Source organism: Amycolatopsis sp. NPDC059657 (genome assembly GCF_042734395.1).
Taxonomy (GTDB): domain Bacteria; phylum Actinomycetota; class Actinomycetes; order Mycobacteriales; family Pseudonocardiaceae; genus Amycolatopsis.
Map to the genome: position 1 here is coordinate 117,159 of NZ_JBHWEB010000004.1, position 13,424 is coordinate 130,582.

General features: G+C 67.6%; 10 protein-coding genes and 2 pseudogenes. 6 read left to right on the top strand and 6 right to left on the bottom strand.

Annotated elements, in window-relative coordinates; all coding sequences use genetic code 11:
* Positions 1 to 12: 12 nt before the first annotated feature.
* The 6 genes from ACFV15_RS03695 to ACFV15_RS03720 all read right to left on the bottom strand — a co-directional run bounded on the left by ACFV15_RS03695 (position 13) and on the right by ACFV15_RS03720 (position 6,332).
* Positions 13 to 843 carry a carbohydrate ABC transporter permease gene (locus tag ACFV15_RS03695; protein WP_378348571.1) on the bottom strand — a complete coding sequence of 277 codons (831 nt, stop codon included), beginning with the start codon at positions 841 to 843 and terminating at the stop codon, positions 13 to 15.
* Positions 840 to 1,688, bottom strand: coding sequence for a carbohydrate ABC transporter permease (locus ACFV15_RS03700; protein WP_378348572.1), 849 nt, complete (start codon positions 1,686 to 1,688; stop codon positions 840 to 842). The genes ACFV15_RS03695 and ACFV15_RS03700 overlap by 4 nt, the downstream gene beginning before the upstream one ends.
* On the bottom strand, positions 1,688 to 2,947 hold the full coding sequence (locus tag ACFV15_RS03705) for an ABC transporter substrate-binding protein (RefSeq protein ID WP_378348573.1): 1,260 nt from the start codon (positions 2,945 to 2,947) through the stop codon (positions 1,688 to 1,690). Before ACFV15_RS03705 ends, ACFV15_RS03700 begins: the two co-directional genes overlap by 1 nt.
* A 25-nt stretch (positions 2,948 to 2,972) precedes the next feature.
* Positions 2,973 to 3,629, bottom strand: a complete 657-nt coding sequence (locus tag ACFV15_RS03710) for a ThuA domain-containing protein (protein ID WP_378348574.1) — start codon at positions 3,627 to 3,629, stop codon at positions 2,973 to 2,975.
* Positions 3,614 to 5,005, bottom strand: coding sequence for an aldehyde dehydrogenase family protein (locus ACFV15_RS03715; RefSeq protein ID WP_378348575.1), 1,392 nt, complete (start codon positions 5,003 to 5,005; stop codon positions 3,614 to 3,616). Before ACFV15_RS03715 ends, ACFV15_RS03710 begins: the two co-directional genes overlap by 16 nt.
* 139 nt (positions 5,006 to 5,144) lie before the next feature.
* Positions 5,145 to 6,332 carry an ROK family protein gene (locus ACFV15_RS03720; RefSeq protein WP_378348576.1) on the bottom strand — a complete coding sequence of 396 codons (1,188 nt, stop codon included), beginning with the start codon at positions 6,330 to 6,332 and terminating at the stop codon, positions 5,145 to 5,147.
* A 131-nt stretch (positions 6,333 to 6,463) separates the two neighbouring features.
* Here ACFV15_RS03720 and ACFV15_RS03725 point away from each other — a divergent pair, with 131 nt between their 5' ends.
* The 6 genes and pseudogenes from ACFV15_RS03725 to ACFV15_RS03750 all read left to right on the top strand — a co-directional run bounded on the left by ACFV15_RS03725 (position 6,464) and on the right by ACFV15_RS03750 (position 13,336).
* A complete protein-coding gene (locus ACFV15_RS03725) occupies positions 6,464 to 7,696 on the top strand; it encodes an ROK family protein (protein WP_378348577.1) in 1,233 nt (410 codons plus the stop codon).
* Between the two features lie 203 nt (positions 7,697 to 7,899).
* Positions 7,900 to 9,189: pseudogene (locus ACFV15_RS03730) on the top strand (RICIN domain-containing protein); the annotation flags it as partial.
* A gap of 117 nt (positions 9,190 to 9,306) precedes the next feature.
* Positions 9,307 to 9,666 (top strand): annotated as a pseudogene (locus tag ACFV15_RS03735) (glycoside hydrolase family 75 protein); the annotation flags it as partial.
* A complete protein-coding gene (locus tag ACFV15_RS03740) occupies positions 9,661 to 10,128 on the top strand; it encodes a ricin-type beta-trefoil lectin domain protein (protein ID WP_378348636.1) in 468 nt (155 codons plus the stop codon). The pseudogene ACFV15_RS03735 and the gene ACFV15_RS03740, both read left to right, overlap by 6 nt.
* Positions 10,125 to 11,972, top strand: coding sequence for an RICIN domain-containing protein (locus ACFV15_RS03745; protein ID WP_378348578.1), 1,848 nt, complete (start codon positions 10,125 to 10,127; stop codon positions 11,970 to 11,972). Before ACFV15_RS03740 ends, ACFV15_RS03745 begins: the two co-directional genes overlap by 4 nt.
* 11 nt (positions 11,973 to 11,983) lie before the next feature.
* Entirely contained in the window at positions 11,984 to 13,336 is a 1,353-nt protein-coding gene (locus ACFV15_RS03750) for a ricin-type beta-trefoil lectin domain protein (protein ID WP_378348579.1), read from the top strand.
* The last annotated feature ends 88 nt before the right edge of the window (positions 13,337 to 13,424 follow it).

The window sequence follows — 13,424 nt, forward strand, 5'->3', positions numbered from 1 at the left end:
CACTGAATAAACTTACCGGACGGCGCCCGTCACCAGGTCGATCTTCCAGTACCGTTGCAGTGAAAGGAAAAGCACGACGACCGGGATGATCGAGAGCAGTGTCCCGGTGATCACCAGCGAGTACAGCGAGGCCTCAGCCGCGCCGTGGCGCAGCAGCGAGTAGAGCCCGACCGTCAGCGGGAACTTGTCTTCGCTGGTGACCAGCACGAACGGCAGCAGGAAGTTGTTCCAGATGGCGATGAACTGCAGCAGGAACACGGTCACCAGGCCGGGGCCCATGAGCCGGAGCCCCACCGTGCGGAACAGGGTGAACTCACTCGCCCCGTCCAGCCTGCCCGCTTCGAGCAACGCGTCCGGCACCGAGGCCGCCGCGTAGATGCGGCACAGGTAGATCCCGTACGGGTTGAACAGCTGCGGCAGCAGCACGCCCAGGTAGCTGTCGGTCAGCCCGATCTTGGACAGCAGCAGGTACTGCGGGATGGCCAGCACGATCTGCGGCAGCAGCACCCCGGCGAGGATGGTGTTGAACAGGAGCTTGCGTCCCCGGAACTCGTACTTCGCGAGCGCGTAGCCCGCCGCGGCGCTGACGAACGACGCCAGCACGCCGCCGACGGCCGCGTACAGGAAGCTGTTCAGCATCCACTTCCAGAAGATGCCGCCGTTGTATGCCGACAAATCGCTCAGGTTCTCGAAGAGTCCCGTCGACGGCAGATAGGTCGAGGTCGAGAACAGCTCGGACTTGGACTTCGTCGCCGCGACGAGGATCCACACGGTCGGCACCACGCAATACAGCGCGCCGAGCACCAGCGCGACGGTCGGCAGCCAGGCCGTCCGCCGCTTCATCGCCGCACCAGCCGCGCGGCGAGGAACGAGACGGCCAGCGCGGCCACGGTGAACAGCACCGAGGTCGCCGCCGCGCGATTGAGGTCGGAGTCGACGAACGCGTCGTTGTAGATCTTCATCAGCGGCACCCAGGTCGACGAGATCGCGTTGGACAGCGGCCGCAGCGTGTTGGGCTCGTTGAACAACTGCAGCGCGGCCAGCGCCGAGAACAGCGCGCACATCCAGATCGCGGGCCGGACCATCGGCACCTTGATCCGCCACGCGATCTGGAGCTCCGAACAGCCGTCGAGCTTGGCGGCTTCGTAGACCTCGGGCGGCAGCGCGCGCAACGCGGTGAAGATGACGATCATGTTGAACCCGGCCGCGCCCCACACCACGATGTTGCCGACCGAGAAGAACACCGAGGTGGTACCGAAGAAGTCGCCGCCGAACGGGCTCGTCGCGGGCAGATACAGGAAGCCCCACATGAGTGTCGCGATCACGCCGGGCACCGCGTACGGCAGGAAGATCGCCAGCCTGCTGAACCTGGTGAGCCTGGTGCGCGGCACGTCCAGCATGAGCGCGAACAGCAGCGCGAGCCCGACCGTGCCGGGTATCGAGATCGCCGCGACCGCGAGCATCCGCAGCACGCTGTGCCACAGCTCCGCGTCGCCGAAGACCGAGGTGTAGTTGTCGAGCCCGGCGAACACGGTCGAGCTGCCGGTGCCGAGCAGGCCGCCGGAGACCTTGCGCTGCTGGAAACTCAGCACCAGCGCGTAGATCCCCGGCGTCACCACGAACCCGGCGAACAGCAGCACCGCGGGCAGCACCAGCAGGTACGGCAGGCGGGTTTTCCGGTGCGCCATCAGACGACCGTGAAGCCGAGCTTCTTCATGTCCGCGACGCTCGCGTTCTGCATCGAGTCCAGCGCCGCCCCGAACGGGCTGCCCTGCTGGAGCGCGGCGCCGAACGAGTTGGTGTAGCCGCTGAAGGTCACGGTCACGTTGGGGCCCCACATCGAGAAGCTACGCGCGCCCGGCGCCACCTGCTTCACGATGTCGTAGAAGTTCGCCTGGTTGGGGAAGAAGGCGGGAGGCTTCTGCAGCACCGGAAGCGAGCGGCCGGCGGTCGACGCCGGGTAGACGTTGATCTGCTGGATCTGGTCGGTGACCGCGTCCGCGTTGGTGTTGAGCCAGGACGCGAACGCGGCGGCCTCCTTGGCGTGCTTGGAATCGGTGGTCACCGTGGTGGCCGAGCCGCCCCAGATGCCGGTGTCGCGATTGCCGTCGGTCCACGCGGGCAGCGGCGCGACGGCCCAGCGGCCCTGGGTGCTCGGTGCGATGCCGCCGAGCTGCGCGGGTGCCCACGCGCCGGAGATCCAGGTGACGAGCGTGCCGTCGTTCATCTCCTTGTTCCACTGCGGGGAGAACGACGGGTTCTTCGCCACCAGGCCGTTCTTGACGAGATCTTCCCAGTAGGCCGCGACCTTCTTGGACTGCGCGCCGTTGATGTCGACCTTCCAGCTGGTGCCGCTGGTCGTCCACCAGTCACCGCCCGCCTGCTGCACGAGCCCGGTGAACCAGCCGGGGTCGGCGGCGTCGAAGTTGGTGATCGTCGCACCCTTGGCCTTGATCGTCTTCGCGGCCGCCGCGTACTCGTCCCAGGTCTTCGGCGCGCTGAGACCGTACTGCTGGAACAGATCGGCGCGATAGAACAGCATCAGCGGCGCGACGTCCTGCGGCACGCCGTAGACCTTGTCCTCGAAGCGGACCGGTTTGAGTGTCGGGTCGTCGAACTCCTTGACCGTGTCCTTGGTGAACTCGGTGATGTCACGGACGACGCCGTTGGCCACCAGTGAAGGCAGCGACTGGTACTCGACCTTCGCGATGTCGGGCCCGTTGCCCGCCTGGTGCGCGGTGATCAGCTTGCTGACGAGCTGGTCACCGCCCGCGGGATTGGTGAGGGTGACGTGGATGTCCGGATGGGACTCGTTCCACTTCGCGACGACCTTGTCCATGTTGGGGTCCCAGCCCCAGTAGGCCAGCTCGACCTTGCCGGGCGCCGGGCTGGAGCACCCGGCGAGCAGCACCAGGGCGACCGCCATGAGTCCACGTCGACTCTTCATCCCACCATCTCCTCAGATGATCATCTCACCGTGCGGCCCAGACCAGGCCGCGGTGCGTCAGCTCCCGCACGGTCGGGTGTTCGAGGTCGGCCACCCGATGGCCGATCGCGGAGAAGAACAGCCGCCCCGCACCCCACCGCCGTGTCCACACCACCGGCATGCTGACCAGGCCGGGGCCGTGCCCGCCTGCGGACGGGGTGACCGCCGTGCGCGCGATGACGTCGTTGAGCGAATCGCTGAGCAGCCAATACTGCTCGGTACAGACCGTGAAGTCGCTCAGTCCGGCCACGATCGGATGCGGCGCGTCGATGGTCACCTCGTACTCGAGGAACTCCTCCGGGTGGAACAGGAAGAGCCCGCCGACCATCCGCAGATAGTCGGTGTTCGTGGTGAAGGTACCGACGATCCCGCCGTGCCAGCCGGCGAACCCTGTCCCCGCGTGCACGGCCCCGGTGAGCCCGGCCGCCTGTTCCTTCGTGAGTTCGCCCTGCGACCAGCACTGCACGATCAGATCGGTCCGTTTGAGCCGTTCGGCGTCGAGATAGACATCGAGGTCGTCCGCGATGTCCACTTCGAACCCCGCGGCGACGAGTCCGGGACGGAACAGCTCGGTCGTCTCGACCGGAGCGTGCCCCTCCCAGCCGCCGCGGACGATCAGCGCGGTCCTCATCTCGTCGCCCACCCCGGCAGGGTCAACGGGGTGCGCTGGAGTCCGATCCACTGGCGTTTGGTGAACCCGGCCAGCTGGTTCTCGGCGCCGTGCCGCGCGTGCGCGTCGTTGACGTGCACCTCCCCTGCCCGCAGTTGCTCGGCGACGGCCATGCCGCGCATGAGGTCCCGCGTGAAGACGGAGTTCATCAGCATCGGGAGACAGTTCGTCATCGCGATGGCCTCGGCTTCGGTGTCCACGACGGTGACCGGGATGACCGGGCCGAAGATCTCCTCGCGGAACGCGGGCATATCGGGTGTGACGTCGGCGAGCACGGTCGGCCGGTAGAACAGGCCCTCGTACTTGCCGCCGGTGACGAGCCGCGCGCCGCGCGCGAGTGACGGCTCGACGATCTCCCGGTGCAGGCGGTCGCGTTGCTTCTCGCTGATCAGCGGCCCGAGGTCGGGGTTCTCCAGCGGATCGCCGACGGTCAGCGACTCGGCCCGGCGCGTGACCGCGTCGAGGTACGCGCCGGCGACCTCGCGGACGACGATGTGCCTGCTCGCGCTGATACAGGTCTGCCCCTGGAATTCGAACGACGCGATCATCGCGCAGGCCGAGGCGAGGTCGAGGTCGGCGTCTTCGAGGATGACGAACGCGTTGCTGCCGCCGAGTTCGAGCCGCACATCGCGGCCTTTGGGTTGGATCGTCTCGCCGACTTCGCGGGAGCCGGTGAAGTCGAGCATGTCGAGACCCTGGTGTGCGGCAAGGGCTTTCCCCGCCTCGGGCCCGCCGGTGACGACGTTGAACACGCCGGATGGCAGCACCGCGTGGTGCGCGGCCTGCGCGAGCACCTGGCCGCCGATGGTCGGCGTGAGCTCGGCGGGTTTGAGCACCACGGTGTTGCCGAACGCCAGCGCGGGCGCGACGGCCCGCATCGCCAGGTTCATCGGGTAGTTCCACGGCGTGATCAGCCCGACGACACCGAGCGGAACCGTCCGCGACATCGACAGCTTGCCCGCCTTGTACGGCTGCAGCAGGTCGCCCGCGGTGCCGGTCGCCTGGACGACCGAGATCTCCAGCTGGCGGATGCTGGTGCCGACCTCATCCTCGGCCTTGCTCCGCACGCCACCGGTCTCGCGCATGCTCTGCTCGACGAGGTCTTCGTAGTTGTCGCTCAAGTACTGGGCGAATTCGCGCAGGTATCCGGCGCGCTCGGGCGCCCCCAGCGCGGCCCAGCCCGGCTGCGCGGCGCGCGCGGCCTCGACCGCGTCGTCGATGTCCGCGCCGTCCCCCAGCGCGAACTCCCCGATCCGGCGCGCGGTCGCCTTCTCCTCGACCACCCCGGTCCTGGCCGACCGCGCCGCCCTGAACTCCCCGCCGACGTAAAGCCCGGTGACTTTGTCCACGACTTAAGTTAAGTCACAATCCCGCCGCTCCGCAACGGTCAAAAAATCCCAATGTGGCATTCGTCAGCTTTGGTCTGACGAACGCCGCATTGGGGGGTCAAAAACTGACGAAAGCCGCATTGGGATTTTTTTCCCCGGGTCAGGCGAGGGGGTGGCCGCCGGTCGACAGGAGTTCGCCGATCGGCAGGGTGGCCGCGCCCAGTGCGACGGCCTCCTGGCCGAGCTGGCCGAGTTCGATCTCGGTCTGGCCGTACATGTAGTCGAGCGCGTGGCGGCGGACCGCGTCGCGGACGGCGGGGAGGATCGCGGGACCGAGGGTTTCGCCCGCCCAGCCGGAGAGGACCACGCGATCGGGGGCGAGGAGGTTGACCAGGTTGGAGATCCCGATGCCGAGGTATTCGGCGGTCGTGTCGAGCACGGTCGCCGCCGGGCCGGGTTCGGCGGCGCGGGTGACCAGTTCGACCAATCGGGATTCTGTGTCTGAGGCCCGCAGACGTGCGGCCCCCGGTAACGCTCGGTAACTACGCAGGATGGCCTCGGCGCCGACGTAGGCCTCCAGGCAGCCGCGCGAGCCGCACCGGCACGCGGCGCCGCCGACCTGGATGACCGTGTGGCCCCACTCGCTGGTCGTGCTGGTGATGCCGCCGCGGGAGTCCGAGGTCATGGCCGCGCCGATGCCGACACCGAGCAGCGCGATGATCGCCCGGTCCGCGCCCCGGCCGGCGCCGCGCCACATCTCCGCCTGGCCCAGCGTGCGGGCGCAGTTGTCGACGAACAGCGGTCCGTCGACGCCGGCGCGGACCATCGAGGTGAACGGCACACCCGACCAGCCCAAGGTCGGCGCGTGCACGAGACCACCGGGTTTGACCACGCCGGGCACGCCGATCCCGACGCCGAGCACCGGGCCCGGTACCTGCGCGATCACGTCCGCGATGCCGGAAATGGCCAGCGCCGCGAGCTTCTCCGGGTCGAGTTTGGCGTCGGCGATGGGGTACGTGGCGGTCGCGACGGTCGTCAGCGCGAAGTCGAAAAGCCCCGCCTGCAGATGCGTCTCGCCGATGTCCACCCCGACCACATGGCCGAACTCGGGCCGGACCCGCAACAATGTGCGGGGACGGCCACCGTCGGAGTCGATCGAACCGGCCTCGGCGACCAGGCCGTCCGCGACGAGATCGGACACGACATTGCTTACCGTGGCGGAACTAAGCCCCGACGCGCGCATCAGTTCCAGCCTGCTGCCTGGGCCGTGCAAGTACAGGTACGACAGCAGCGCGGCCCGGTTGTGGCGACGGAGGTCCCGCGTTGTCTGTTGCACCGCGCGAGTCACACCGGCGATTGTGCCAGACAGTAACCGGATCGGCTGAGGAATCAGCCTTAGTTCACTAGTTAATTCATGGCCACGAATTAGGCGATCAGGCATGCTGTCTCATATATGCCCGAAGCCGAGATGGGGAGCTCATGGCAGCGAAGCGCACCACAGTCCGGGACCTCCGGCGCCACAACCGGTCCCTGCTGCTGTCGAAGCTGTATTTCGACGGTCCGCTGAGCCGTCACGAACTCAGCCAGCTGACCGGGTTGAGCGCCGCCACGGTCAGCAACGTCACCGGTGAGCTCGCCGAAGAGCAGCTCATCGTCGAGGCCGGGCTGGTCGAATCGGACGGCGGGCGCCCCCGTGTGCTGCTGCGCGTCGATCCCGCGTACGGGCATGTGGCGGGCATCGACATCGGCGAGACCGGGGTCAAGGTCGAGCTGTTCGACCTGGCGATGAACCGGCTCGCCACGGTCGACCACGCGCTGCCGTCGTCGCGCCCGTCGCCGTCCTCGGTGGTCGCGCAGGTCGGCTCGGGATTGCGCGAGGTGCTCGCGGAGACCGGGGTCGACGAGTCGAGCCTGCTCGGCGTCGGCATCGGCGTGCCCGGCACGGTCGAGCACGGCGACGAGGTGCTGGTGCACGCGCCGACCGTCGGCTGGAACGACGTCGCGCTCGAAGACCTGCTGCGCGCCGAGGGCATCGAGTTCCCGCTGTACATCGACAACGGCGCGAAGACACAGGGCCAGGCCGAGATGTGGTTCGGCGCGGGCCGCGGCGCGCGGCACGCGGTGATACTGCTCATCGGCTCCGGCGTCGGCGCCGCGGTGATCACCGACGGCAACACCTACCGGGGTTCCACGAGCAGCGCGGGCGAATGGGGACACACGACGATCGCGTACGGCGGGCAGCTCTGCCGCTGCGGTTCGCACGGCTGCCTGGAGGCCTACGTCGGCGCCGCCGGGATATTGGAGCGCTACCGCAAGGCGCGCGGCGGCCGGACGGTTCCCGGCGTGGACGAGCCCGCGCAGCTGGAAAGTCTCGTCGCCGCCGCCGCGAAGTCCAAGTCTGCGGCACGCGTGCTGGAGGAGACCGCTGGCTACCTCGGCGCCGGGATCGCGAACCTGATCAACCTGTTCAACCCGGAGCGCATCGTGCTCGGCGGCTGGGCCGGGTTGACGATCGGTGAGGCGTCGCTGCCCGAGATCACGGAGTCGGCGAAGCGGCATTCGCTGGACCATCCGTTCAGCCAGACGTCGATCGAACTGGGTCAGCTCGGGCCGGACGCGGTGGCGATAGGAGCCGCCACGCTGCCCGTCGCGGCGTTGCTGGAGCAGGGCGCGGACACCCGGACGGGCGCGCACGGGAGCGCCGTCGCCTAGGGCGCGTTTCTCGGATCGGGCACGCGATAGCCGCGCCCTGGCGGCACCGCCAGGAACCACCTGGATCACGACTCTCACGCACCAGATCCGAGAAACACCCCCTAAGTCTTCACCTTTATTCGTGACTTAAAGTTAGTAGTTGTCTCCATGGTATGGACCATGGATACTCGTTTGTTGCCACGCGCAACAAACGAGAGGTGACAATGATGTCAACCCGACTCGGGCGGTTCGGCCTCCTGCTGGCGACTGCCGCTCTCCTCGTCCCCACGATCACCACAGCAGCGTCAGCGGGGCCCGCCGCCATCGAGGCCGCGACCTTCACCGACGACTTCAACGGCCCGGCGAACAGCGGGATCGACGGCTCGAAATGGCAGTTCGAGACCGGCGACAACGTGAACAACCACGAACGCCAGTGGTATACCTCCGGCACGAACAACGCCAAGCTCGACGGCCAGGGCAACCTGGTGATCACCGCCAAGAAAGAGAACCCCGGCAACTACAACTGCTGGTACGGCCGCTGCGAGTACACCTCCGCGCGGCTCTCGACGGCCGGCAAGTTCACCCAGACCTACGGCCACTACGAAGCACGGATGAAACTGCCGCGCGGCCAGGGCATGTGGCCCGCGTTCTGGATGCTGGGCAACGACATCGGCAGCGTCGGCTGGCCCACCAGCGGCGAGATCGACATCATGGAGAACGTCGGTTTCGAGCCGAACACCGTGCACGGCACGCTGCACGGCCCGGGTTACTCGGGCAGCGGCGGCATCGGCGCCGGATACAGCGGCCCCAACTTCTCCGACGGTTTCCACACCTTCGCGATCGACTGGGCGCCCAACAAGATCACCTGGTCCGTGGACGGCAACGTCTACCAGACCCGCACCCCCGCCGACCTCAACGGTAACCGCTGGGTCTTCGACCACCCCTTCTACCTCATCCTGAACCTGGCCGTCGGCGGTTACTGGCCCGGCGATCCCAATGGCAGCACCGTCTTCCCGCAACAGCTGGTCGTCGACTACGTGCACGTCACCACCAGCAACACCGGCTCCGGCAACACCGGGCCGATCACCGGGCTGGCCGGCAAGTGCGTCGACGTCGCGGGAGCCAACCCCGCCAACGGAACCGCCGTGCAACTGTATGACTGCAACGGTTCCGTCGCTCAACAGTGGACAGTCGGTGGCGGCGCGGTCAAAGCGCTCGGCAAATGCCTCGACGTGACCAGTGCCGGGACTGCCAACGGCACCCCGATCCAGCTCTACGACTGCAACGGCTCCGGTGCGCAACAGTGGACCGCGAACGGGTCCAAGCAACTGGTGAACTCCGGCTCCGGCCGGTGTCTCGACGTGACCGGCAACAACTCCGCCAACGGGACCAGACTCCAGATCTGGGATTGTGGCGGCGGCGCCAACCAGCAGTGGAACGTCCCCGGCGCGTCGCTGGCGACGACCGCGTCTGTCCAAGCAGGACCGACGGCGTCCCAGTTGCTCGCCAAAGTCTCCTCGTGCCAGCAGATCTCCAACGGCAAGTACGCCACCGACGAGGGCAACGCGGGCACCATTCCGGTCTGCAAGACGGGCAGCGCGGTCCACTTCACCGGCGACCTGGACATCGACTGCGACGGGGTCCGCACCACGCAGTGCAACGAGAACACCGACTGCTGCTTCTACAACGACACCGCTTTCCACACCTCCACCGACCAGCCGCTGAACGCCGCGCAGCTGCCTTATGTCGTGCTGCCGCAGCCTTCCGGCACCTGGGACTACCGCTCGCAGGGCATCGACGGCGGAGACGTGGTGGCCGTCATCTACGACAACAAGGTCGAATACGCGGTCGTCGGCGACACCGGACCGGCGGGCATCGCCGGTGAGGCCTCGTACGCGACGGCCGTCGACCTCGGCATCAACCCCGACCCGAAGAACGGTGGCACCGAAGGCCCGGTGACCTACATCGTGTTCCCCGGCTCGCGGGTGAACCCGATCGAGGACCACGGCAGGGCGATCTCGGTCGGTGAGCAGGCGGCCTCGCAGTTCGTCGGCGGCGGCACCCCGCCGACCGGCGGCGTCGGGCAGATCACCGGCTACGGCGGCAAGTGCGTCGATGTCGCGGGCGCCAACAGCGCCGACGGAACCGCCGTGCAGCTCTACGACTGCAACGGCACGAGCGCCCAGCAATGGACGGTCGGCGGCGGCGCGGTGAAGGCGCTCGGCAAGTGCCTCGCGGTGCCAGGCACCGCCAACGGAACCCAGGCACAGATCACCACCTGCAACGGTTCCGGCAGCCAGCAGTGGACGGCCAACTCGTCGCAACAGCTGGTCAACTCGGGCTCCGGCAAGTGCCTCGACGCCACCGGAGTCTCCTCGGCCAACGGCACCCGGCTGCAGATCTGGTCCTGCGGCTCCGGCGCCAACCAGAAGTGGACGGTCCCCGCCGCATGAAACGTCTTCTCCCCCTCCTCGCCGCGGCGCTGGTGGCCGGCGCGCTCTTCACCGTCCCGGCACAAGCCGCAGGCGAAAGCGTGAACATCTGGCTCACCACTACCGACGACGGCCGCGGCGTGCACGTCACCCGCGGCCTCCAGCAGCAGGCCTCGATCAACTTCTCGCCGGGCACCGGCTCCGGCGGGCAGACGATCAACGTCAACGAAAACACCAGATATCAGCAATTCGAAGGCGGCGGTGCGTCCTTTACGGACACCGCGGCCTGGCTCATGAAGTCCAGCGGAGCGCTCAGTCAGTCCACCCGCGACGACGTCATGCGCAAGCTGTTCGACCCGGGCACCGGCATCGGGCTGAGCTTCATCCGCAACCCGATGGCGTCTTCGGACCTCGCCAGGTTCAGCTACTCCTACGACGACCTTCCGGCAGGGCAGACCGACCCGAGCCTGAGCAAGTTCTCCATCCAGCACGATCTCGCCGACATCGTGCCGCTGACCAAACAGGCCAAGCAGCTCAATCCGGCGATGAAGATCATGGCCTCGCCGTGGAGCGCGCCGCCGTGGATGAAGGACAACGGCGATTTCAAGCTCGGCTGGCTCAAGGCGGAGTTCTACCAGGCGTACGCGCAGTATTTCGTGAAGTACATCCAAGCGTATGCGGGACAAGGGATCCCGATCGACTACGTGTCCGTCCAGAACGAGCCGACCTGCTGCGCGAGCTACCCGTCGATGAACTGGAACGGCTCGGGACTGGCGGCCTTCACGAAGTCGAACCTGCTGCCGTCGCTGCGCAACGCCGGTCTGCCCGCGAAGGTACTCGCGCTGGACTGGAACTGGGACAAGTACAACGACTTCGCCGCGCAGACGGTGAACGACGCGTCGATCCGCAACGACCCGAACTTCGGCGGGATGGCGTGGCACGGCTATGGCGGCGACGTCAACCAGCAGACCGTGGTGCACAACCAGTATCCGTCGATGAACGCGTACAGCACCGAGCACTCCGGCGGGACCTGGGTTTCGAACCAGCACGCCGAGGACATGCTCAACATCGTCGACTACACGCGGAACTGGAGCCGCAGCTTCGTCAAGTGGAGCCTGGCGCTGGACCAGGATATGAACCCGCACAACGGCGGCTGTGACGTCTGCACCGGGTTCATCACCGTCCACAATGGAGACGCCAGGCACGGGCAGGTCGACTACACCGTCGAGTACTACACGATGGGCCACCTGACCAAGTTCGTGAAGCCGGGCGCGTACCGGATCGAGTCGAACGACACGGCCGTGCGCAACGTCGCGTGGAAGAACCCCGACGGTTCGAAGGCGCTGATCGCCTACAACCCCGGCGCGGGCGCGCAGAACGTGCGGGTCAACTGGGGCAACCAGTCGTTCACGTACAACCTGCCTGCCAAGACGTCGGCGACGTTCACCTGGAACGGCACGCAGGGTGACGGCGGCGGTGGCAAGACCGGGCCGATCACCGGGCTCGCCGGAAAGTGCGTCGACGTCGCGGGCGCCAACCCCGCCAACGGCACCGCCGTGCAGCTCTACGACTGCAACGGCAGCGGCGCGCAGCAATGGACCGTCGGCACCGACGGCACCATCCGCGCGCTCGGCAAGTGCCTCGATGTGACCGGTCAGTCCACAGCGGACGGCGCGCAGCTGCAGCTATGGGACTGCGCGGGCGGCGGTAACCAGAGATGGACGGCCAACGGGTCGAAACAGCTGGTCGGTGCCGGCTCCGGCAAGTGCCTGGACGTCACCGGCAACAACTCCGCCAACGGCACCCGCCTGCAGATCTGGACCTGTGGCGGCGGCGCCAACCAGCAGTGGAACCTCCCAGCCTGAAGGAGTTCACCATGCGTAAGATCTTCGCGCTGCTAGGCGGCGCGGCCATCCTCACCTCGCTCTTCGCCGTTCCCGCGCAAGCGGCGACCGGCGCGATCACCGGCCTGGCCGGGAAATGCGTCGACATCGCGGCGGCCAGCAGCGCCAACGGCACCGCGATCCAGCTCTACGACTGCAACGGCACCGGCGCGCAGACCTGGAGCACCAACGCCGACGGGTCGTTGCAGGCACTCGGGAAGTGTCTCGACGTGACCGGCGCGTCGACCGCGGACGGCGCGCAGATCCAGTTGTACGACTGCAACGGGACCGGCGCGCAGAAGTGGTCGGCGAACGCGGCCAAGCAGCTCGTGAACACCGGCTCCGGCAAGTGTCTCGACGTCACCGGCAACAACTCCGCCAACGGGACGCGGCTGCAGATCTGGACCTGCGGCGGCGGCGCCAACCAGCAGTGGAACCTGCCGACCGGCACGACCGTGCCGCCGGGCCCCGGCGCCATGGCCGTCGCGCCGTACCTCTACAACGGCTGGGGCAACCCGCCGAGCCCGACCACGATCATGCAGGCCACCGGCGTCAAGTGGTTCACACTCGCGTTCGTGCTGTCCAACGGCTACTGCAACCCGCAGTGGGACGGCGGCCGCGCGCTCACCGGCGGCGTCGACCAGAACACGGTCAACACCATCCGTGCCGCTGGCGGCGACGTCATCCCGTCGTTCGGCGGCTACAGCGGCAACAAGCTGGAGTCGTCGTGCGGCAGCGCGGGCGAGCTGGCGGCGGCGTACCAGAAGGTGATCAACGGCTTGGGCTTCAAGGCGATCGACCTCGATCTGGAGGCCGACGCGTACTCGAACCCGACCGTGCAGCAGCGCACGATCGACGCGCTGAAGACCATCAGGGCCAACAACCCCGGCATCAAGCTGTACTTCACGATCGGCACCGGCCAGAGCGGGCCGGACACCAGCCTGATCAACCGGGCCGCGGCCTCGGGGCTGACCTTGGACGGCTGGACGATCATGCCGTTCGACTTCGGCGGCGCGGGCCAGAACATGGGCAACCTGACCGTTCAAGCCGCGGAAGGGCTCAAGAACGCGGTCAAGAACGCCTACGGGTACAGCGATGACCAGGCCTACCGGCACAGCGGGATCTCGTCGATGAACGGCATCACCGACGTCAACGAGACGGTGACGCTCAACGACTTCCGCACGATCCTGAACTACGCCAACGCACACCACCTGGCGCGGCTGACGTTCTGGTCGACCAACCGGGACCGCCCGTGCCCGGCCGGCTATCCGAACAACGACACCTGCTCCGGTGTTGCCCAGCAGAACTGGGACTTCACCCGCATCTTCGCGCAGTACGCGGGCTGACACCCACAAGCTCGTGCGCGTTGCGGGCGGTCAGAACCGCCCGCAACGCGCACGAGTCCTTAAAGTGGCCCCAATGGGGTGGGACGGG

Bases quoted from the DNA above. Each gene is read 5' to 3' on its own strand.
- ACFV15_RS03695 (WP_378348571.1), bottom strand. From the start codon at position 843: ATGAAGCGGCGGACGGCCTGGCTGCCGACCGTCGCGCTGGTGCTCGGC.
- ACFV15_RS03700 (WP_378348572.1), bottom strand. From the start codon at position 1,688: ATGGCGCACCGGAAAACCCGCCTGCCGTACCTGCTGGTGCTGCCCGCG.
- ACFV15_RS03705 (WP_378348573.1), bottom strand. From the start codon at position 2,947: ATGAAGAGTCGACGTGGACTCATGGCGGTCGCCCTGGTGCTGCTCGCC.
- ACFV15_RS03725 (WP_378348577.1), top strand. From the start codon at position 6,464: ATGGCAGCGAAGCGCACCACAGTCCGGGACCTCCGGCGCCACAACCGG.
- ACFV15_RS03745 (WP_378348578.1), top strand. From the start codon at position 10,125: ATGAAACGTCTTCTCCCCCTCCTCGCCGCGGCGCTGGTGGCCGGCGCG.
- ACFV15_RS03750 (WP_378348579.1), top strand. From the start codon at position 11,984: ATGCGTAAGATCTTCGCGCTGCTAGGCGGCGCGGCCATCCTCACCTCG.